General features: G+C 43.2%; 21 protein-coding genes. 3 read left to right on the plus strand and 18 right to left on the minus strand.

Going from position 1 to position 22461, the window contains the following annotated elements; translation table 11 throughout:
• Window positions 1-35: 35 nt before the first annotated feature.
• From G6554_RS12310 to G6554_RS12330, 5 genes are all read right to left on the minus strand, one after another.
• Window positions 36-659 carry an exopolysaccharide biosynthesis polyprenyl glycosylphosphotransferase gene (locus tag G6554_RS12310; RefSeq protein ID WP_166242374.1) on the minus strand — a complete coding sequence of 208 codons (624 nt, stop codon included), beginning with the start codon at window positions 657-659 and terminating at the stop codon, window positions 36-38.
• 70 nt (window positions 660-729) lie between these two features.
• Window positions 730-1617, minus strand: a complete 888-nt coding sequence (gene galU / locus G6554_RS12315; protein WP_166242229.1) for a UTP--glucose-1-phosphate uridylyltransferase GalU — start codon at window positions 1615-1617, stop codon at window positions 730-732.
• Between the two features lie 463 nt (window positions 1618-2080).
• Window positions 2081-2842 carry a tyrosine-protein phosphatase gene (locus tag G6554_RS12320; protein ID WP_166242231.1) on the minus strand — a complete coding sequence of 254 codons (762 nt, stop codon included), beginning with the start codon at window positions 2840-2842 and terminating at the stop codon, window positions 2081-2083.
• Window positions 2843-2939: 97 nt separating this feature from the next.
• Window positions 2940-3638 (minus strand): CpsD/CapB family tyrosine-protein kinase, encoded by a 699-nt coding sequence (locus G6554_RS12325; protein WP_166242233.1) that lies wholly within the window; start codon window positions 3636-3638, stop codon window positions 2940-2942.
• Window positions 3628-4377: a YveK family protein gene (locus G6554_RS12330; protein WP_166242235.1), complete on the minus strand. Its 750-nt coding sequence runs from the start codon at window positions 4375-4377 to the stop codon at window positions 3628-3630. Before G6554_RS12330 ends, G6554_RS12325 begins: the two co-directional genes overlap by 11 nt.
• Before the next feature lie 227 nt (window positions 4378-4604).
• Here G6554_RS12330 and G6554_RS12335 point away from each other — a divergent pair, with 227 nt between their 5' ends.
• Entirely contained in the window at window positions 4605-5399 is a 795-nt protein-coding gene (locus G6554_RS12335) for an SGNH/GDSL hydrolase family protein (RefSeq protein ID WP_166242237.1), read from the plus strand.
• A 204-nt stretch (window positions 5400-5603) separates the two neighbouring features.
• Here the strand turns inward: G6554_RS12335 and G6554_RS12340 are convergent, their stop codons facing one another.
• The gene (locus tag G6554_RS12340; RefSeq protein WP_166242239.1) at window positions 5604-6110 is read right to left on the minus strand and encodes a DUF2269 family protein; all 507 of its coding nucleotides are present in this window, start codon (window positions 6108-6110) and stop codon (window positions 5604-5606) included.
• A gap of 261 nt (window positions 6111-6371) precedes the next feature.
• Between G6554_RS12340 and G6554_RS12345 the strand changes: the two genes are divergently transcribed.
• A complete protein-coding gene (locus G6554_RS12345; RefSeq protein ID WP_166242241.1) occupies window positions 6372-7727 on the plus strand; it encodes a PAS domain S-box protein in 1356 nt (451 codons plus the stop codon).
• 519 nt (window positions 7728-8246) lie between these two features.
• On the opposite strand, the gene G6554_RS12350 is transcribed toward G6554_RS12345, so the two are convergent.
• The 12 genes from G6554_RS12350 to G6554_RS12405 form a co-directional block, all read right to left on the minus strand.
• Window positions 8247-8750 (minus strand): PTS sugar transporter subunit IIA, encoded by a 504-nt coding sequence (locus G6554_RS12350; protein ID WP_166242243.1) that lies wholly within the window; start codon window positions 8748-8750, stop codon window positions 8247-8249.
• 52 nt (window positions 8751-8802) lie between these two features.
• Entirely contained in the window at window positions 8803-10227 is a 1425-nt protein-coding gene (locus G6554_RS12355; protein ID WP_166242245.1) for a M24 family metallopeptidase, read from the minus strand.
• Window positions 10228-10389: 162 nt separating this feature from the next.
• On the minus strand, window positions 10390-11427 hold the full coding sequence (locus tag G6554_RS12360; protein ID WP_166242246.1) for a glycosyltransferase: 1038 nt from the start codon (window positions 11425-11427) through the stop codon (window positions 10390-10392).
• Window positions 11428-11580: 153 nt separating this feature from the next.
• Complete coding sequence (locus G6554_RS12365) at window positions 11581-11736, minus strand: YwzD family small protein (protein WP_166242248.1); 156 nt, start codon at window positions 11734-11736, stop codon at window positions 11581-11583.
• A gap of 230 nt (window positions 11737-11966) precedes the next feature.
• Window positions 11967-13079, minus strand: a complete 1113-nt coding sequence (menC, locus tag G6554_RS12370) for an o-succinylbenzoate synthase (RefSeq protein ID WP_166242376.1) — start codon at window positions 13077-13079, stop codon at window positions 11967-11969.
• A gap of 48 nt (window positions 13080-13127) precedes the next feature.
• Complete coding sequence (locus G6554_RS12375; RefSeq protein WP_166242253.1) at window positions 13128-14282, minus strand: M20 peptidase aminoacylase family protein; 1155 nt, start codon at window positions 14280-14282, stop codon at window positions 13128-13130.
• A 43-nt stretch (window positions 14283-14325) separates the two neighbouring features.
• Window positions 14326-15441 (minus strand): o-succinylbenzoate synthase, encoded by a 1116-nt coding sequence (gene menC, locus G6554_RS12380; RefSeq protein WP_166242255.1) that lies wholly within the window; start codon window positions 15439-15441, stop codon window positions 14326-14328.
• Between the two features lie 57 nt (window positions 15442-15498).
• The gene (locus G6554_RS12385) at window positions 15499-16482 is read right to left on the minus strand and encodes an ABC transporter ATP-binding protein (protein ID WP_166242257.1); all 984 of its coding nucleotides are present in this window, start codon (window positions 16480-16482) and stop codon (window positions 15499-15501) included.
• Entirely contained in the window at window positions 16463-17476 is a 1014-nt protein-coding gene (locus G6554_RS12390) for an ABC transporter ATP-binding protein (protein ID WP_166242259.1), read from the minus strand. The genes G6554_RS12385 and G6554_RS12390 overlap by 20 nt, the downstream gene beginning before the upstream one ends.
• A gap of 23 nt (window positions 17477-17499) precedes the next feature.
• Window positions 17500-18405 carry an ABC transporter permease gene (locus G6554_RS12395; RefSeq protein ID WP_166242378.1) on the minus strand — a complete coding sequence of 302 codons (906 nt, stop codon included), beginning with the start codon at window positions 18403-18405 and terminating at the stop codon, window positions 17500-17502.
• Between the two features lie 16 nt (window positions 18406-18421).
• Window positions 18422-19372, minus strand: a complete 951-nt coding sequence (locus G6554_RS12400; protein ID WP_166242261.1) for an ABC transporter permease — start codon at window positions 19370-19372, stop codon at window positions 18422-18424.
• Window positions 19373-19402: 30 nt separating this feature from the next.
• On the minus strand, window positions 19403-20983 hold the full coding sequence (locus tag G6554_RS12405; RefSeq protein WP_166242263.1) for an ABC transporter substrate-binding protein: 1581 nt from the start codon (window positions 20981-20983) through the stop codon (window positions 19403-19405).
• Between the two features lie 300 nt (window positions 20984-21283).
• Here G6554_RS12405 and G6554_RS12410 point away from each other — a divergent pair, with 300 nt between their 5' ends.
• Window positions 21284-22129 carry an SIS domain-containing protein gene (locus tag G6554_RS12410; protein WP_166242265.1) on the plus strand — a complete coding sequence of 282 codons (846 nt, stop codon included), beginning with the start codon at window positions 21284-21286 and terminating at the stop codon, window positions 22127-22129.
• The last annotated feature ends 332 nt before the right edge of the window (window positions 22130-22461 follow it).

Here is a 22461-nt window from a genome sequence, read left to right on the forward strand (position 1 = left end):
GGAACTTACACAAATATTAAACAGAAATATTATTATTATCTGGCTCCATTCCCAGTTAAGCACACATTAATAGTTTTCAAAATAATAATGAAATCCAACCGGAAATTCATATGTTTAATATAGTGCCTATCCAAATCAAGTTTATGCTTAGGGGTAATGTCATAACCACCATTCACTTGTGCCCAACCAGTTAAACCAGGTTTTACTCTTAAGCGCTCTACAAAACCAGGAATTTCCCTATTAAATTGAGCAGTAAACATTGGTCTTTCTGGTCTTGGGCCAACTAAACTCATGTCTCCTACTAAGACGTTCCACAATTGAGGAAGTTCATCAACTCTAGTTTTTCTAATAAACATTCCAACCCTTGTCACCCTTGGGTCATCTTTTTGAGCCCACTGTGCTCCTGATTTTTCCGCATCTATTCCCATAGAACGTAATTTAATTACTTTAAAATAATTCCCATTAAAACCGACTCTTTCTTGAAAAAAAAGAGCCGGTCCCGGTGTTTCTAACTTAATAAGTAAGGCAAAAACAATAATAATTGGTAAAGTTATTAATAAACCAACAACTGAAAAAATAATATCCAATGCTCTTTTTACATATATATATTTCCCGTATCTAATCTCATTACTTAAAAGAGTCTGGTTAGTTAAAGACATAGCATCATATTCATTAAAAAAATCATTGTGATTCTCTTTTGTTTTCAACCTACCTTATCTCCTTTCAAACCTACTTGGCTTTTATTTCTAGACTTTTTATTGTAGATTGTAGAAATTCTATTAAATCTCGTCTTAGTACTTTATCCTTTAAAGCAAATTCAATCGTTGTTTTGACAAACCCAAGTTGTTCACCAACATCAAAACGTTTACCTTCAAAGTCAAAGGCAAATACTCTTTGAATCTGATTTAGCTTTTGAATCGCATCAGTCAATTGGATTTCCCCACCAGCGCCTTTTTCCTGTTGATCAAGGAACATAAAGATTTCCGGTGTTAAAATATAGCGGCCCATAATCGCAAGGTTTGATGGTGCAGTACCCTGTTTTGGTTTTTCTACAAAGTTATTAACCTGATATAATCTTCCGTCTTGTGATAAAGGATCAACAATACCATAACGGTGTGTTTCTTGTTCGGAGACAGTTTGCACTCCAATCACTGAAGAGAATGTTTCTTCATATTGGTTGATCAGCTGCCTTAAGCAAGGTGTCTCACTCTGAACAATGTCATCTCCCAATAGGACAGCAAATGGTTCATTGCCAATAAAATTGCGTGCACACCAAACTGCATGTCCAAGCCCCTTTGGCTCCTTTTGGCGAATATAATGGATATCTGCTAGGTTAGTAGCGTAGTTTACCCTATCTAATAGTTCAAACTTTTCTTTTTCAACTAGATTCTGCTCAAGCTCCATTGCATTATCGAAATGATCTTCAATGGCACGCTTTCCCTTACCTGTTACAATGATAATATCTTCAATACCGGCTGCAACCGCTTCTTCGACTATGTATTGAATGGTCGGCTTATCGACAATCGGAAGCATTTCCTTCGGCATGGCTTTTGTTGCTGGTAAAAACCTTGTCCCGAGGCCAGCAGCTGGAATAATTGCTTTTCTTACCCTTTTCAATGCTATTTCCTCCTCAAATTTTTCGTTTGTCTAATTATAATAAATAAACTATGGCATTCTTGAGCCATCTACTAATGAACTGTAATTCATTCAAAGAGCAAAGGCGGTGTGAGCAGTGCTAACCTCTACTAAAACCAAAGAGTTAACTGTATTTATATCGATAAAACCAGAATGACAAATTCACCATTAAGTCACTCTGCCCCTTCACCACATAAAATAAATATCTAATGGAAATACATGTGTTGACACCTGTTCTTTCATTAGATATTTATTATGGTTTTAAGGGGGCATTTACCTCGTCCTCACAACATATTTTTGACGACATGCGTCTAAGGACCTAGATTTGCCCCACAGCACAATCGAGTGCCCCCGTGGATAACGGACAGGGAGCCTCGCCGGTCAGGAACACGCACCTGATTTAGGTATAGCATTACAATCAGTAAAAGCCTATCAGTTTAGTCGGCTAAAATAACAAAAACTTCTTCTTCTTTTTTATTTCAACAGGGATTTCTTTGATAATATTTTTCTTTTCAATCAACAGCTCTGCATTTTCTTTGAAAAGGTACACGTAGTCCATTCCAAACTTCGATTCTACTAAACTAAAAGCCTCGTCCATTTTAAATGTTCGATTGACCACATTATGGGCGTCAGAAGCAATGAAATGAGTTTGATTAGCTTCAATTAATTGCATCGAGTAGTTTTTGATCTTTTTCCCAAAGTAACCGCAAAGACTTGACGCCGTTACCTGTGTTAACGCACCCTTTTCAACCAATTTGTATAGAGTCTCTGGACGTTCAATCAATTCGGCATTTCGTTCCGGGTGTACAATGATCGGGGTTAATCCTTTGACTTGAATATCAAATAGGAGTTTTTCTGTATACCTTGGAACATGGCTTGATGGAAATTCGATGAATAAATATTGGCTATCATTCAATGTTTGAATGTCACCGGATTCTAAGTCTGCTAGGATTTCCCCAAAGATCCTCGGTTCCTGACCGGGTAAAATCCTCATACTAATGTTTGCCTCTTGCAGACTTCGGTTTAATTCATCTACTTTTGTGAGAATCGACGGCATCCGGTTATCATATTGACTATTTAAATGAGGAGTGGCGATGATCGTATGAATACCTTCCTTCACGGCTTCCTTTGCCATGATTAGGCTATCTTCGACATTTTTTGCACCGTCATCAATTCCCGGTAAAATGTGACAATGAATATCAATCATTCGACCCACTCCTCTTCCAATTAACTGTCATTTTTATAACTTTACTATTCTAGCACCATTTCACCACATCGTACATAGCGAAACATGTCGAATAAAATTATTTTGTACCATAATAATAGTAGTAATTGGTATCCTGAATCCTCTTATGGTTAACAACCACACCTAGCAATTTACTTTGTGCAGAATCAAGTAGCTCTTTTGCCTTAATCATTTGCTCTTTTTCCGTTTTCCCACTATAGACAACTAGCACAGTACCTTCACAACGATTCGATAAAATTTGCGCATCCGTCACTGCCAATAAAGGCGGCGTATCAAACAGAATAATATCAAACAACTTTTCCGATGTTTGGAAGATTTGCTCCATCGATTTTGAACTTAGCAACTCAGACGGGTTGGGTGGAATCGGTCCACTCGTCAGTACAAATAAATTTTCTACGCTTGTTTCAGAAATAGCTTCTTCCAATGGTAGTTGTTTGGTTAACACACTCGTTAATCCAAACGTATTTGTTTGATTAAAGGTATAGTGAACAGTTGGCTTTCTCATGTCTGCATCGACTAATAGAACCTTTTTCCCTTGCTGTGCAAACGTAACTGCAAGGTTCGCTACTGTTGTTGATTTCCCTTCCCCTGGTCCTGAAGAAGTAACCATTAAGGTTCTTACGTTTTTATCAACTGTGGAATACTGAATATTCGTCCTGATTGTCCGATATTGCTCAGAAATCGGTGACTTAGAATCCACCATTGTAATTAAAGATCTTTTATTACTTGCGATCTGTTTTCCCTTTTTAAGAGCCAATTGTCTCACCTCTTAAACTAGCATTTTGTTTAACTCGGCCATTTTGCATTTTTTTCATTTGCGCTTCATCTATAATGGCTATTGTACCAAGAACCGGTACGCCGATTAGTTTTTCAATATCTTCTTCATTTTTAACTGTGTTATCAAAGTATTCTAATAGGAAGGCTGCTCCTACACCAACCATTAATCCCACTACCAAAGCTATTGCAACATTCAATAGTGGCTGTGGCTTAATTGGTGATGAATGCTCTCCTACCTCAGCCTTCGCCAGAATACTGACATTATTTACACTCATAATTTTTACAATTTCTTTCTGGAATACTTCTGCTGTTTTGTCGGCAATCTTTGCAGCCCTTGCTGCACTTGTGTCTTGTACCGATAAATTTACTACTTGCGAATTTGTTTCATTGCCCACTGTAATTTTTCCATTTAATTCGCTAGCGGTCATATCGAGGTTTAAGTCCTTAATAACCAATTCGAGAATCGCCGGACTTTTTATAATAACATTGTAGGTATTAATTAATTGAAGGTTTGTCTGTACTTCATTATATTGAACTGCACTTTGTTCATTTTTTGATTGGTTAACAAGAAGTTGTGTCGAAGCTTGGTAAATTGGTGTTAAGAAAAAGTAGCTCACGATACCGCTGATTAATACAGCAATGAATGTTATGCTCACTATTAAACGTATTCGTTTGCGCAAGGTCTGCAGCAACTCTTTTAAGCTGATTGTTTCCTCCATGTGGTCCTCCCCTGTATCTTTGAAAATTAAACCAACAACTAGTATACCATACTATTTGTCATTACTTCGTCATATTTGTAACTTTTTAGGCATTTTTGTCGTCTCTACTTTTCTTATTCTACACTCTTTTGTAAATTTTTGTAGATATAAATTGAAATTGGAATTAATTTTCAAAACGTTCTCTGCTATAATTAAATTTGCAATCATATTTGGGGGTATTTTATATAATGAAGAATTTTTTTACGATCCTATTAGGGCTTGCCTGCGCAGCCGTTCTCATCTTCGGTCATTCCTATTGGAATAAACGGATAGAAGCCGCACCAAAGAAAACGTCTAGTTCTCTAGACAACCAACAGATGACATCAGCCCAAACGTCTGAAAATGACAAAGTTACTGGTGACCTTGCTGCTTATACGAGCAACTGGCCGGCAACAGCCATAGACCGCTTTAAACAAACACAAAAAGAAAAGAAACCGTTTAAGGTGCTCTTTGTCGGTTCACCTGCCATTGGCTCCGAAAAAGCTGGTATGTACCCGAAAGTAAAAGAGAATTTATTAGAGACATTTGGGGACAAGAACGTTCAGGTTAACCTAAAGACCTACAATTCCACCACTACCCAATTAGTAACTCAAAATAAACAGAAGGAAATCGCTGCTGATAAAGCAGATTTAATTATCCTTGAGCCGTTTATTCTTGAAAATAACGGTGTCGTATTAATCGATACAACCTTAAATGATATCGCTAAAATAATCGATGAGGTACAAGTTAAAAATCCGAATACAACCTTTATTCTTCAGCCATCCTACCCTCTCTATCAGGCAAAAATCTACCCAAACCAGGTAGCTGAACTACAGAAATGGGCCGAGCAGAATAAAATTGCCTATCTGGATCACTGGACCGCATGGCCTGATTCAAATACTTCAGCCATCAAAGAGTTTTTGAATCCGGATCAAAGTGCACCTAGCGACAAAGGGAACCAGGTATGGAGTGACTATATCTTACAATATTTAATTAGTAAGTAATTGCTATCCAAGCGAATCGAAAGATTCGCTTTTATTTTTCAATTCCCACTCTCATACCCACCTGCCGGCATCAAAAAACGAGGAAGCCGCCATTTCAGCAGCTTCCTCGTTTTAAAGAATTATTCACCTTATGACGCAAAGTAACTATCGGACGGTCCCATCCCGAAATCGTGTCAATGCGGTTAATCGGAACATTGACACCAGCTATTTCGCTTGAAGTTTTTTCTTTTTCCACGGTTTTAGAAATGAAATAATAAAAATGAAACTGGTGACTGCCACTTGAAAATAGACCGCCACTTGCCGGATCTCATGATTTTGAATGAAAACCGGATTACGTAAAGCGAATTCCTTTTGCGTTTCTAATAATTCCATATTCGCTACCATCAATTGATCCACCACAAAGATCCCCACGATGGTTTGAATAATATAAAGGACAAATTTCACACCCACCCATCGATGCTTAAAAAATCCCCAATTGGTGAAAAAGCCGTAGGTGAATCCCACTAGTAAGGTGCCAATTGCCCCCCATCTGACGATTTGATCACTAATAATGATCAAGCTTTTATAGCCAAGATAGGACTCATCATAGTTGGAAAAATCAAGATGAAGATTTAATACCACCGAACTTAAAATTCCCCCAAAGAATAATACTACTAAAAAAACATGGATGATTTTTAACCACTTCATCCCTTTTGGTCCAATTTTTCTCACTTTCCATTCCCCCAAATTGCGCTATTCTCTGTATTCTCGCTCCATTATAATAGTAGGAAAGTGATTTTTTAATGGACCACGGCTGTAATGATCTCTACTTCTCCAGTCTTATATAATCGTTTGTTCCTTCATGGAACCGGATTATGGTAAAATTAATAATCCAAGAGAGAATGGGGAAAACTATCTGCTATGGTAAAAACTCGTGAAGGATCCTTGCCACTTGACGAGCCCCTAAAAATCCTGAGGGGGACATCACTCATTATGTTTGTATTTCATATATCGTATTTGTCGATCATCTTCATGCTTGTGGGGTTGGCCGTGATGGCCGTAATCACCTACTTCCTTTATATTAGAAAAAGCAACAGGCTGAAAACCACTTTACTTGAGGTGGAAGAGAAACTTGCTTCCGTTTTGAACAATACGACTGACGCTGTTAATATTACCACTTTTGATAACAAGGTTCGATATGTAAATCCCGCCTTTGAGGAGATGTATGGCTGGGGAAGTAAAGAATTGATTGGCAAGAAGCTGCCGATTATCCCTGCATCACTTTGGGAGGTGGAACAGCGTCAACGCGTCCAGTTACTTGCAGGCCACTCGATTCGTCATTGGGAAGCTCAGTTCTTACGGAAGGATGGTGGACTGATTGATGTAAGCGTCTCTATCTCCCCATTACGAGATGCTACCGGGGAGATTTACGGTTGTGCTGCAATCACACGGGACGAAACGGAGCGAAAGAAAATTGAAAGGAATTATCAGATGATTGCGGAGAACTCTTCTGATATGATCCGCTTAATTGATAAGGATGGCATTATTCAGTATGCCTCGCCTTCCCATCAAACCGTGTTAGGGTACAGCCCAACTGAGTTAATTGGACTCAAGTTTCCTCTATTTATTCATCCTGACGATCGCGAGACTTCCATCCAGGAGTTCGCTGACATGATGAACAAACGTTCATTGGTGAAGATGGAATATCGAAAACAACACAAGGATGGTCATACCTTGTATGTAGAATCCCATTACAATCCTTATTTTGACCAAGCGGGGAACTTAACCCATTATATTGTGGTGTCTCGTGATATTTCGGAACGGAAGCATTATGAACAGACCCTAAAGGACCTTGCCTATCTTGATCCCTTAACAGGTATTCTGAATCGGCGGGCTTTATATAAGATTTTGGCCGAAACGGTTGATAAGGCAGGAGTCGAGGATCGCAGGTTTGCCCTGTTTTTTCTCGATTGCGACAGGTTTAAGTGGGTCAATGATACGATGGGACACGATATAGGCGATGAATTGCTGAAACAATTGACCGCTCGTATTCAGGACGTCCTTCCTGCGGAGGCATCCCTTTTCAGACTGGGAGGGGATGAGTTCGCCATCCTGGTTTCGCGTATGGACGGGATGGAAACGGTCACGAGGGTGGCCGAGTCCATCTTGGCAACTTTGCAGCATCCTTGGTTGCTCGGTGCCACTGAACCCATTATCGCTACTTGTTCCATTGGCATCAGCCTGTTCCCGAAGGACGGGACGGACATAAAAACAATAATGAAGCACGCCGATCATGCCTTATATGCCGCAAAAGCGGGGGGACGGAATCGATTTCGCTATTATCAGTGATGCTTGATGAATGGTGGGGGCCGGTTGAAATTTAGGCCCTCCACTCTTGCGTGATTGTAGAGATACTATTGTTCTGTAATATGAAGTTACTATATTTAAAAAGTAATATAATCTGTTTGTAACCTTCCTTTAATCTTCGTTTGGTAAAGTGAATGCATTCATGAAGCGAATATGAGGTGAACGGATTAAATGAAATGGAAGGCTATCTTTTGTTTTTTTCTAAAAAATCATAAATATAGTTACTATACGAATGAATGCATTCGATGTGGGAAGGAAAGAACTATTTCTCATCATCCCCATTCACAACAGTAAAATGATTGCCTGTTATTCTCATGTTGCGTGTAAATACAAAATGATCCTCAATCCCAACGGCCTTGTGGATCTATACATATTTACCAAACAACCCATTGTCTCCAATCTACTATCTTCACACAAGACTATACAAGGCATGGGTTTTTTTATACTACGGTATTAAAAAAAGGGTCAGACAAACACGTCATGATTTGTCTGACCCTTTTCCTATTTAGCTGTTACCGTTAAGATCATTTCTTCCGCGGCTGTGACATTTCCTGCTGACATCGGCTTTTCTACTGCTTCTATGGAGTCAGGATTCGTAATAATTAGCGGGGTGATAATATCTTTTGCTTTTTGCTTCACTAATTCTAAATCAACCGTCACAAGCAAGTCGCCCGCTTTTACCTTGTCCCCTTCCTTCACATGGACAGTAAATCCTTCGCCATTCATAGAGACTGTTTCCAGTCCGATGTGCAGTAAGATTTCCGCTCCATTCAGCGCTTTAATGCCAATCGCATGTTTGGTAGGAAACACCTGTATCACCTCACCATTAACCGGTGAAACGATTTTTCCTTCAGCAGGCTCGATCGCAATTCCGTCCCCCATCATCTTTTGGGCAAAGACAGGGTCTGGAACATCTTCTAGTTTCACGATTTTGCCTGTTGCATAGGCCTTTACTTCAATGGTTTTTTCTACTTCTTCTTTTTTGCCAAAAAGCTTTTTAAACATCCTGATCATTTCCTTTTCATTAAAGTATCCCTTTATCCTACCGGCAGTGCCTTCATGGATTCGGTTGAAATAATAGTGCCTCTTCCTTATTTAATAGATAGGGTCTAAAGTATCCTACCGTGTCTGCTAGCGGCAGGACTTCAGGCTGGAGCTGGATATGCAATTCCTGTTCCATATACATTCTTCTCTTTACAAACCTGTCCCATAACTCGGGATAGGTGTTGGCTATTTCGTTCCGTAAGGCTTCATCAGCCAACGCAATCCCCGTCTCGGCACTGGCCCCGCCATAGTTGGGAACAGATGGAATAATGTCAATTTGGAATACCATGCCGCTCTTTAGAACCGTGCTGGATTCCGGATATACCGGCGAAGATAACCATTCCTCATCCGCGGTAAAATGGCCCGGATTTAAATGCCAGTGATAATCTTCCTTCGGTAAGACCGTTTCCATTACATCATATAATTGTCCGCCTGTCATCCCGATTTTTATATTTTCTAACCAGGCCACAACCGCTGCATAATAAGGGATCGCCACTCTTGCTAAATAATCTTGCACCTCATTTGGCAGTTCCTCCGTTTTGGTGACGACATACCCTGACCGACTCGCTAATCCCCCTTTATAGCCGGTTGTGATCGAAAACCTATCCCCAAGCGCTACTTCCTTCTTTCTCGGATAAAGGACAGCATTCGTAAAGCGATCCCCGGTCGCACAGATGGTGGTGACATTATGCGGTTGTCCGAATCGCGAGAGGAATGAGGCCAATTCCGTTTCGGTTTGTCCGATTTCGAGATGATGTAAGGCGTCTAGTACACAATCGGAAGCCAAACTGGAACCAAACTCATAATAGTGAATCTCATCGGCATTATTGATGGTTCTGATTCCGCCATTTTCACCCATTAACAGCGCACTGCCATTCATTACCTTTGCTGAATGTTCCCGGGCCAGCTGTTGTAAAGCATCTACAATGAAATAGGGAACATCAAACAACTGTTGATTTTCCTCTACCCTGCTGGTAAATACTTTCCAGCCGACAACCCCGATATTTTTTCCGCCAAAATGAATAGCATCCCCGATGATATCTTTGAAGCTTTTATGATTGTCCATTGGCTGATTGGGCAAGGAAAAATGTGGGACATGGACCAGATCTGCTTCCAAGCGCGAATAGGTTGCCAGCTTCCCATTTTCATTCCCAAGGAATAAGGTTGACGCCCCGGTCGCGTCAATCGCTACTAACGCTTCCTCGAACCGGGGAATGAAGCCGGTGAAGTACTCAAAGTTGGCACCATGTTCGCGGTCAGCGTAGATAAAAATAAGATCCACCCCCTTTTCCTTCATCGCCGTTAAGAGTTTTTCTTTTCTTTCACTTAATGTTTGGTCTGATAAAACGGGAGGTTGATCATTAAACTTTAGGTCTAGATAGTTTACTTTGGCTAATGAAAACTTGTCCAGACTATATTTTTCTTTTAGATGTTCCATTTATCCATTTCCTCCTATTCTCTCGTTGACAGCCTATCTGGATAGCTCACGAAATAGCTTACCCAGACGCTGTTCCTTATATCAAGAATGAACGAATGCAAACAGAAAAACCATTGCCATTAAGATGGCTTTTACTTTTTCAGAAGCAACAGTCTCTCTACTTTACACCAAACTATATGATGGTTTTTCTTTTTCAACGGTGTCTGTTAGCCAATTTTCAAAAAAGGCTTGATACCCTTGCTTCATCACGGTGCTTGAAAATCTCTCGAAGGCTGCCATCCGATTTTCCAATGAAAACTTGTGGGGTGTAGCAAGGGCCATATTCACGAGCTCGAACCAGTTGCTTTCATCGCCAGAAAAGGCGTGTCTAGAATTGATATGGTCGTAACAGGGATGCATCGGCTTGACGATGATTTTCCCCATCGCGAGGGCTTCCGTTAACGGCATGGCGAAGGTGTCGAATTTGGAGCTATTCCAATAGACCTTGGCCGTGTTCATCAGCGAAAATACTTCATCCTGCGAAAGGGCAAACTGCAGCTTCACATTGTCTGGAATCTTATATTTCTTCACACTTTCCCGGTAGCGCTCGCCACCGAACACCATAAATACTTCTTTGTCCGGATTTTGACGCGCATACTCCAAGACCAGCTCAGGCTGCCGGTTCTCTTCATCCCTTCCAATCCAAAGGACGCGGTTGTCGACGATTTGTGCAGGATCAAAATAATGCTCTGCTGCCCTTTCATCAAACCCAATCGGAATGACGGTCGCATCGTCTACCCCAAATTTTGAATGTAGTTCCCTTTTTAGAAATTCGGTTTGAACAATCGCCTTATCGACCATTTGGTAAAAGGGCTTCATCATTTCATAGCCCGTCAACGCCGGGTCTGGAAAACTATGCGGGAATAACACACTATTTTTGATAAACATCTTTAAAAAGGTAAATCCTGAAACGGTATAAATGACATGCTCGATTTTCTCCGCCTCGAGTTTGTCGAGCACCACATCATAGTTGACCAAATCCCCCTTTTCATGCTCGAACCCAGGCAGATGATCATAGCCGCTCACATGCCGTTCCGGGGAGATAAATACAATGTCTACCCCAAATTCACGGCAAAGCTTTTTTAAACGATCCGCATAAATCCGCGGTCCGTGTGCTTCCGTAAATTGTATCTTCCTCATGATTAACCCAACTTTTTTCATTTACACTCACCCTGTATATAGAAAATTTTATTATTTGGTCCGTATCTTTCCTTATCTATCATACTGCTTTTCCCTCAATTTTTTTAGACACAAAAAAAGCCATCAAGTTGTAATCACCTAACAGCCTTCTGTTTCTTCTATTTATATATATATTTAGCAGACAACCAATTGTCTCAAATCCGCTTTTATGTCTTCAAGCAATTTTTCCAGCGTCATTTCGGTCTCATTTACGCCCTTATCATACGCCTTCTTCACAATCTCCGAAAAATCGGCGCTATTCGAGCTATCTCCCTTAGCATTCCGCTCCAAGTTCCTATATCTCCTTCCTATGTATACTAGTTACCTATTTTACTAGAAGGATTGGTGATTGTAAATACATTTCCAGTTGATAATTGTGGAAATTGTATGAATTTTGTCGATGGGGGTGTCAGGCACCCATTACAATTGCTCCCCCAAGATCCCTAGGTCTCGAACCGTCCCCACGGCTCCCCGAAATGAAAAAGGGAGAGGCTATAATTCCTCTACCCTTGAATGGATTCCTATCGTGTGTACACCTTCGAGCTTAGTAAATATTTATCTACCACTTCCTGTCTAACCTCATATCCGATACCCGGATTGGTTGGGACGGAGACGATGCCAGGTTTGCTTAGGACGACTTCTGGTTCGATGATGTCCTCGGCCCAGTATTTTTTCGAAGCAGAGGTGTCGCCTGGAATGGTGAAGTTCGCCAATGACGCGATCGCGATGTTGTGGGCGCGGCCGACTCCGGATTCGAGCATGCCGCCGCACCAGACCGGAACTCCGTAAGATTTGCATAAGTCATGAAGCTTCTTCGCTTCAGCAAGTCCGCCCACACGGCCGATTTTGATATTAATAATTTTGCAGGCGCCCAGTTCAATCGCCTTCCGGGCATCCTCTACTGAATGGATGCTTTCGTCGAGACAGATGGGTGTCTCAATCTGACTTTGCAGTGTTGCGTGGTCAATAATATCATCATGAGCGAGCGGCTGCTCAATCATCATCAACTTGAATTGATCCAATTGCTTCAAAAGGTCGATATCGTCCAGTGTGTAAGCAGAGTTCGCATCTGCCATGAGCGGCACATCGTAGCCGAACCGATCGCGTACTGCTTTGACGCGTTCAACATCGAAACCTGGTTTAATTTTGATTTTAATTTTTTTATAGCCTTCAGCAAGATATTTCTCCACAGAGCTTAACAGATCTTCCACTGTCGGCTGAATTCCGATGCTGACGCCAACCTCGATCTCTTCCTTTTCACCGCCAAGTGCCTGTGCCAGCGAGATCCCCTTTTGCTTCGAGTATAGATCCCAAATAGCACTTTCCATCGCGGATTTCGCCATGTTATTACGGCGCATCCACGCAAATTCTTTAGAAAAATCGTTCGGAGTCTCAATATCCATTTCCAATACCTTTGGAATAATATATTGCTCGGCAATATGGAGCGCCGTATCAATCGTTTCTTCATTATATACCGGAGCATCCATCGCGACACACTCCGCATAGCCTACATGGCCGTCGCCGTACACACTAACAAGGATGAATTCCCTGTCTGTTTCCGTTGCAAAACTAGTTTGGAATGGAGACAATAACGGCATTGTTAAACGTTCAAATTTCACCTTTTCAATTTTCACTGCTGGTTCCCCCTCATTGACCCGTTCCGGATCCTTTCCTGCCATCTGTTATTCAAACTCTACTTTAAAGCCGTTTTTTTCAAACGTGGCTAAAATCGTTCTCGTTAAGATTTCTACCCCAACAATTAATGCCTCACGGTCAAACGCCATCTTGGGATGGTGAAGACCCGGTGACAGGCTGCAGCCCAAGCCAAGCATGGTTGCTTTCACGTCCGGACGCTTGACAGAATAAAAGTGGAAGTCCTCACCACCCGGTGTCACACTTGGCGGCAGTAAATTTTCTTTCCCCAACACTTCCTTTATCGCACCGGCCATAATATCTTTTGCTTCCTCATTTACCTCGGCAGCGACAACGTTCGACTCATATGTAAAATCGATGTCGACTTGATATAACTCCGCCACGGCGGAAATCACCTGCTCGACCTGTTTCGCCAACTGATCCATCGTCTGATTAGACTGGGCACGGAGATCTAGGCTGAATTGGGCTGACCCTGGAATAATATTGCTGTTTTCACCGCCGGCAATCAGCTTTGTCATCTTGACCGAATAAGGGACGATGGGATTCAAGTGAATGGCGTTCAATTGCTGAACAATTGCCGCGGCCACTTCTATCGCATTTGTGCTCATGTGTGGACGGCCACCGTGGCCATCTTCGCCGTTGATTTTCCCCGAAACAAACCGGCCGGCCCCATGGACAATCGCAGGTGCTGCTTTGCCGTTTGCCACTTCGACTTCCGGACGCAAATGGACGCCGTACAGATAATCGACATCATCAATCACCTTTTTTTCTACCATCCGTAAGGCACCGTTTCCTTTTTCTTCTGCCGGTTGAAAAATAAATCGAACTTTCCCCGGCAGTTTCACGTTCAGTTTTTTCAAAGTCATGAACACACCTAATGCCAATGTCATATGGGCATCGTGTCCGCAGGAATGATTGGCCTTCCAGGTGCCATCCACTTCCTGCCACAGGGCATCCATATCCGACCTCAGTCCCACCGTTAGCGGCCCGTTACCAAGTTCCGCCACCACCCCCGGACAATCCTCAAACGTTCTTACTTCATCAGCCTCCCATTCCTCAAGCAGGCTGGCGATGTACTTCGTGGTGTTTATCTCCTTCCAGCTCACCTCCGGATGCTGATGGAGGTAATCAAAAATGTCAAAGAGTTGTGATTTAAGATTGCTGACGGCCAAAGTTTCATTCATGATTTAAAAAATCTCCTTTGTTACTAGGCAGTTTCCTACCCGTTCATTTCGAAAAACTTACCTGCTCCACTGTATATTTTTCCAAAGCAGCCTGATTGATGTCATAGCCGATTCCAGGCTTTTTGGACACTTCGATGTTCCCTTGGGCATCCATTTCAATCCACGGCTCGATGATGTCCTGCTCCCAATAACGTGCAGATGGTGCGGTATCGCCCGGGATGGTAAAGTTATCTAGAGTGGTGATCGCAACGTTATGCGCGCGGCCGATTCCCGACTCGAGCATGCCACCGCACCAGACTGGAATATTATTTTCCTTACAAAGATTATGAATTTTGATCGCTTCTGTGATGCCACCTACTCGCCCAATTTTGATATTAATGACTTTGCAGCTGCCAAGTTCAATCGCTTTCCTTGCGTCTTCCACTGAGTGAATGCTTTCATCGAGACAGATCCGTGTCTGAACTGCCGCTTGCAGTTTCGCATGGTCGATAATATCGTCATGGGCTAGCGGCTGTTCAATCATGATAAGCCCAAGGCTGTCCATCTGCTTAAACAGTTCACGATCATCCAGGGTATAGGCCGAATTGGCATCGGCCATCATCGGAATATCGCCGAATTGCTCGCGGACGGCCTGAAGCATCTCGATGTCCTTCCCAGGCTTGATTTTGATTTTAATTTTTTGAAAGCCTTGCTCGAGATGCTTGCCAACTGTGGCAACGAGTGCTTCCTTTGTTTCCTGGATCCCAATGCTGACGCCGACGGAAATCTTGTCTTTTGTGCCGCCGATTACCTCGGCAAGCGGCTTGCCCTGCCGCTTGGCATAAAGGTCCCAGATCGCACCTTCCAATGCCGATTTCGCCATATTATTGCGACGCACCTGTTTGAACAGATCACTCACTTCTTTGGGATGGCTGATTTCCCCGCCTTGATACAGGAACGGGATCAGGAAGTCTTTCATAATATGCCAGGCGGTTTGAACTGTTTCTTCATTATAAAATGGATTGGAGTTGACGACGCATTCTCCGTAGCCGACTTGGCCTGCCTCATCATACACTTCTGTAATAATGAACTCCCGGTCCGTCTGTGTTCCGAAGCTGGTTTGAAACGGGAATTTCAAATCCATCTTCAATTTTCGAAGAACCACTTTTTCAATCCTCATCTATTTGTTTCCTCCCTCTGCTATAAAAATATTTGTTGGTTGATCTGAATATGTCCTTTAAAACAAATGACACGCGACGGCGTGGTCGGCGGAGACCCGTTTCTTGACTGGGACTTCCCGTTTGCAGATGTCGGTGGCATGCGGGCATCGTGTGTGGAACACACAACCGGATGGGGGGTTGAGCGGCGATGGAACCTCTCCACTTAGCTTAATCCGATCGCGCTTCACCGTTGGATTTGGCACTGGCACCGCTGACAATAGTGCCTTTGTATACGGATGCAGCGGATTGGCATATAGCTCATCCGTCGGAGACTCTTCCACCAATTGCCCCAAGTACATGACCCCGATACGGTCGGAAATATGCCGGACCACACTTAAATCATGGGAAATAAACAAATAGGATAAATGGAATTCATCCTGTATTTCCTCTAGGAGGTTCAACACCTGGGACTGGATCGAAACATCCAGTGCCGAGACCGGTTCATCACAAATAATCAGCTTTGGATTCACCATTAACGCCCGCGCCAACCCGATCCGCTGCCGCTGCCCACCAGAAAACTCATGCGGATAACGGTAATATTGCTCAGACTGGAACCCGACCCGGTTCAGCATGTCCATCACTCGCTCCATCCGCTCTTTTTTATCGCCGATTCGGTGGATTTTCAGCGTCTCCTCTAAAATATGGCCGATTCGTTTTCTCGGGTTTAATGAGGAATACGGATCCTGGAAGACCATTTGCAAATCCTTACGCATGTTATGGAGCTCCTTACCCTTCAGCGAGTAAAGGTCCTTCCCCTGATAAATCCCTTCGCCGCTAGTCGGTTCAAGTAGGCGCATCACGGTCCGGCCGGTTGTACTCTTTCCGCAGCCGGATTCGCCAACGAGGCCGTACGTTTCACCGGCATTGATTTCAAAGGACACATTGTTTACCGCCTTGACTTGACCCGTCACCCTGCCCAAAGAGTTTGTGACCGGGAAAAATTTTTTCAAATTCTTCACATGTAAGAGCGGAGTTTCCTTATTAGCTGCTAATACCGACATAGCGATCCTCCCCTGCTTTCATTACATCTTGATAGTTCCAGCATCTGACCTTATGGCCGCTCACTTCTTCCTTCAATTCCGGCATTTCCGCCCGGCATTTGTCCGTTGCGAATTCGCAGCGGGGCGCAAAGCGGCAGCCCTTTGGAACCTGATGCAGGGTTGGAACCTTCCCTTCGATGACATGAAGTTTCCCCAAACGGTCTCCGGTCAGCTGTGGAATTGATTTTAATAATCCGAGGGTATAGGGATGAAACGGTGATTGGAATAAAGTCTCTACATCCGCCTCTTCAATGACTTGGCCCAAATACATGACGACCACTCTCGTACAAACCTCGGCGACAACGCCCAAATCATGGGTAATCATGATCGTGCCCATGTTGTATTCCTCTTTCAATTCATTAATCAAATCCAGAATTTGCGCCTGCGTTGTTACGTCAAGAGCCGTTGTTGGTTCATCGGCAATCAACAGCCGCGGCTGGCAGGACAGGGCCATTGCAATCATTACCCGCTGCCGCATCCCGCCGGAAAGCTCATGAGGATATTCGTGAACCCGTTTTTCCGGGGACGGAATCCCTGTTAAGCGCAGCATTTCCACGGCTTTTTCATAGGCCTCTTTTTTATTGCAGTTTTGGTGAAGAATGATGGATTCGGCGATTTGGTTACCGACGGTGTAAACTGGATTTAACGAGCTCATCGGATCCTGGAAAATCATCGAAATATCATTGCCGCGAATGTCCCGCATTTCTTTTAACGAAAAATGCAAAAGGTTCTTGCCTTGATAAAGTATTTCACCATCATACCGGGTCGAGGATTCATCCAGTAGCCTTAGGATCGATTCCGCGCTGACACTTTTGCCGCAGCCGGATTCACCAACGACACCCAACGTTTCACCCGCATGGACCGTAAAGGATACGCCGTCAACGGCCGTCACCTCACCGCGCTCGGTGCGAAAAACCGTCTTTAACTCCTTTACTTCCAATAGTTTTTCTTGCATTCCATCCGCCCTCCTTTCACATGTTATTTCTTCGCCTTATTATTATGAGGGTCCAGCAAGTCGCGCAGGCCGTCGCCAAACAGGTTAAGACCAAGCACCGTCAGCATGATGGCAATCCCCGGGAATACTGTCATCCACCAGGCATTAAAGATAACCATTTTCCCGTCATACAAGAGATTCCCCCAGCTTGGCGCCGGTGCCGGGATTCCAGCACCCAAGAAACTTAACGCCGCTTCCGTGATAATCGAATCCGCAAAGATAAATGTGGCCTGGACGACAAGCGGTGAAATCACATTGGGTGCGATGTTTGACCAGATAATTCTCGTGGCACCGGCCCCCTGCGACTTCAGAGCTTCAATATAAGTTTGTTCTTTTACCACAAGGGCAGAAGAACGAACGGTTCTTGCTACATAAGGTGTAAAGACAATTCCTAACGCAATAATGACGTTTTCTACCCGCGGCCCTAGCGCAGCCATAATCGCAATCGCCAGCAAGATGGCTGGGAAAGCCATCAGCCCGTCACAGAGGCGCATCAACAGATTATCCAATGACCGGAAATAAGCAGCATAAAGCCCGATGACCATTCCGGCAAGCGAGGTGATTAACGCTACTGCAAAACCGACCCCGACCGAAACCTTGGCACCGTGAACAACACGGCTGAATAAATCACGTCCATAATTGTCCGTTCCAAATAGATATTCCGAGCTTGGCGCGAGCAGCCTCTCTTTGGCATTTAACTCATACGGATCTTGGGAAGTCAGGAACGGACCAACCACGGTGAACAAGACTATGAAGAGAATGATGATACTTCCAGTGAGGGCTAATTTATTGGAAAAAAATCGCCGAAACAATAATTCCCGCCGCTCTTTCTTTATAAGGTGTTTAACGTCGGTTAATTCTATTTTTTCGGTGACAGGTGTTGTCTGCATCATTAGCGCCTCCTTTCTATTTCCTGCTTAAACGGACGCGTGGATCGATTACGCCGTATAGTAAGTCTATGATTAGATTAATGGTCACATAGCTGATCGCTACCAGCAAAATCGTCCCCTGGATCACCGCGAAGTCACGGCGTTCGACGGAATTGACGACGAGCTGCCCGATTCCCGGAATGTTAAAGACCGTTTCCACGACTGCCGCACCGGCAACCAGTGTGCCAAATGTCTGCCCGATGATGGTTAATATCGGAATAAAAGCATTACGCAATGCGTGTTTGTAGACAATCATTCTTTCTTTAACCCCTTTTGAGCGGGCTGTTTTAATAAAGTTGGCATTTAAAATATCGAGCATCGAAGACCGTGTCATTCTTGCAATCAGTGCAGCCTGCATCATCCCTAAGGCAATTGCAGGTAAAATCAGATATTTGATATGGAGACCAAGTCCCTCACTTAATGGCTTATACCCTGCCACTGGCAGCCAGCGCAAATGAACGGCAAACAATAAGATTAAAAACAATCCAAGCAAAAAGCTTGGCACGGAAATCCCGATAAGCGAAAAGCCCATAAATGACTGATCGACAACCGAACCACGTTTTCTCGCCGCGATAACGCCAAGCGGGATGGCCAAAACAATCGCAAATACTTGGGCCAGAACCGCTAAAGAGAACGTCGGACCTAAATGGGAAATAAAGGCATGGAGAACAGACTCACTCATAAAGAAGGAATAGCCTAAGTCCCCTTGCAGAACGCCAGCAAACCAACTAAAGAATTGTTGATAGAGCGGGAGGTTTAGGCCGAGCTGATCACGCAGCTCGGCGACCTCTTTGGGACTGGCGTCCGGGCCCAGCATTACGGATGCCGGGTCTCCGGGTGTCATATGGATAATCAGAAACACGATAACGGCTACAACCAATAATACAGGTATCAACGATAATAACCGTTTTAAAATATATCCTTTCAAAGCGTTTCACCACTCCCTGTAAGACCTAGGTTACTTTTGTTTTTCAACATTCCAAAGGATGATTCCTTGCAGGAAGCCCATGTCCTTGATGTTGGAACGAGTTGTTGTAATGGTTGTTTTATTACCAAATTTAATGATTGGCAGATAGTCATAAAATTCTCCTTGAAGCTCAGCAAAATATTTTTTTGCCTCGTCTTGTGAAGTTGCTGTGTTAATCTTTTCTAACAGTTCATCCATTTTCGGATCATTGGTCCAGCCTGGCCATTGGTTGGCAGAATCCAGGAACACATACTTCGCAGGAGTCGGCTCGGTTGGGAACCCGGTAACAAACATATCATAGGCACTTTCATCGCCGCGCTTTTGTAGAAGGGTTGGCCAATCGTACACATCGAGCTTCACCTTCATGCCGATTTTTTCAAGTTGCTGCTGGACAACCACCGCAGCATTGTAATGGTCTTCATAGTCCCTGCTTGCCAAAATCACAATTTCCTCACCGTTATAACCTGCTTCTTTTAATAGCTGCTTCGCCTTTTCTACATCATGCTGGTTATAAAGCTTCTTTCCGGCTTCGCTGTACCAGTCCACTTGGTCCTTGATCATGAGGCCGTGTTCCAGCTGATAGAATTTGTCATTTGAGAAGGAAGCCATCAAGATTTCCTCTTCGTCAAGAGCTGCATTAATAGCCTGACGCGCTTTCACATCTTTAAAGAATCCGGCCTTCTTGTTGAACACCACACCGTTAAAACCGTTGTGGTCGACATGGTTTTTGACATCCGGGTTGGATTCTAATTGCTCGGCATTATCAAACGGAATCGCGTTGGCAATGTCATACTCTCCGGTTTGGATCCCTGCCAGACGAGTGGAGGCATCCGTGACAAACTGGAAGTAAATCGAGTCAACCAGTGCTTCTTTTTTACCAGCTAAACCGCTGCTTTTCGTTTCAAGAGATTGATAGCCATCGAATCTTTCTAATTTAACATACTGGTCAGTCTTCCATTCAACGAACTTATAAGGACCTGTTCCAATAAACTCAGTCAAACCCTTTTCATTGACAGAGTCATTGACTTCCTTCGGTGTGATAATGGCGGCTTGTCCAGGGTCAGCAAGCATTCCCAGTGCGGTTGCAAGCGGGCTCGGCATGTCAAGGACGACCGTATCATCACCTTCGCCAGTAAAAGTAGCTTCAGAGAAGTAAGATTTGCCAAGTGGCGTTACGTCCTTCCAGCGATTCATGGAGGCCACGACATCATCAACTGTCATTTCGTTGCCGTTGTGGAATTTAACTCCTTTTCTTAGTTTGAAGGTAATCTTCTTGCCATCCTCACTGACTTCATAAGATTCGGCGAGCATTGGCTCCACTTCGAAATTCTGATTAAAGGTAACAAGAGATTCATAGACATGTCTGGTAATGTCACGGGTTGCAACAGCTGTTGATAACAGCGGATCAAGTGTTGGCGGCTGAGCATTATAGGCTACCTGGAGTTCTCCACCCTTTACCTTTTCTCCACTTTCGGCTTCCGATTTCTTTGATCCTGTTTCCTCGGCTGCAGAACAACCGATCATGGAGAACGCCAGGATCAACATTAAAACTAGCAAACTAATTTTCTTCATTTCTCTTTCCCCCTTATATCATGATTGGACTTTCATTTTTTGAAGCGAAGCCTTCAGCTTCCAAACAGAATTGAAAGTTTATACTTCCTTTTTTCAAAAAATGAAGTTTATACTTTTTTAAAAATTTATCATATATTCTGTCTTTTCACAATAGTCTATCTTTAATTTGTGTAAGTAAAATTTTATATTGTCAATTCCACTGTCATCTGCTAATGTAAAAGCATATGCTTCATTTTAAAGCTAAAGAAGTATAGACTTCAAATAGATATATTGATATGGAATTTGGGAGTTGTTGTGCAGGTGACAAACTTCATTGAAAAAATTAAAGAAAACTACCCGTCCTTTTCTTCTGGGCATAAGAAGGTTGGAAAATATGTGATGGATCACCCCCAGTCAGTCGCGATGAATTCCGCAAGCCATTTGGGTCAGGAAGCAGGGGTCAGTGAAACAACAGTGATTCGTTTCTGTTATGCACTTGGTTATAGTGGTTACAGTGAATTGCAGAATGAGGTACGGAAGCATCTTATTTTTCAAAAGAGCAGTATCCAGGAGTATCTAGCCGACAAAGAGGGCAATGACCCTCATCCCACCTTTTTTGTGCGCAGCCTACAGCGGGATATGGCCAATATCCAGACATTGATGGAGAAAATCAATATGGATGACATTCACTTGGCTGCCAGGAAAATTTATGATTCTACTAACATTTTAGTAACCGGGGTGCGGACCTCATTTGCTGTTGCCCATTGGTTATCCTTCACACTAAATATCATTAAGGGCCACTCCCATTTGGTCCAGCCAGGGATCGATGATATTAATTATTTATTGACGACCGTTGACAGCCAAAGTGTCTTTATTGCGATTTCGTTTCACCGCTATTCATCGATGACACTAGAGCTGGCGGAGCTGGCGAAAAAGCAGGGGGCATTTGTGATTGGCATTACTGATTCGCCTTTATCGCCACTGCGGGAGCTTTCCGATATTCTGATTCCGCTCAATTTATCTACCACTTCAACGATTGATTCTGCACCGGCCGTCTTTTCGCTTGTTAACGCGATAGTAGCGGGCGTCACCGTAATTGATAAAGAAAGCATCGAAAAACGCCGGGAAGCCTACGAAAACTTTTATCCCGGTAAATTCCTTGTTTAATAAGGGATGGTGTCTATAAGATAAATAAATATCGAAGTGACTTTATTTTTGCGAAAGTAGGGATATAGTACCGATGAAATGTGTAACGAGCGTGGAGGGATGGTCCCAAGTCTTATTCTTTGAAGGCAAGTCAATTTAATAAAACTCACAGGGTCGAGTAAGATGATGGGATTTTCCGAGGAGAAACAATCCATCGGTGAGTACAACTTTGCGACATGCAGAATATTACGGTATGCAAGACACATTTAATGACCTTTACTAGAGAAGTATCAGCTTCATCAACAATTTCCTTTTGGAAAGGTGTTTCCAGTTTTTGTAGAATTGTTACTCTA

The sequence above is a fragment of the Bacillus sp. MM2020_4 genome (assembly GCF_011250555.1).
Classification (GTDB): Bacteria; Bacillota; Bacilli; order Bacillales; family Cytobacillaceae; genus Neobacillus.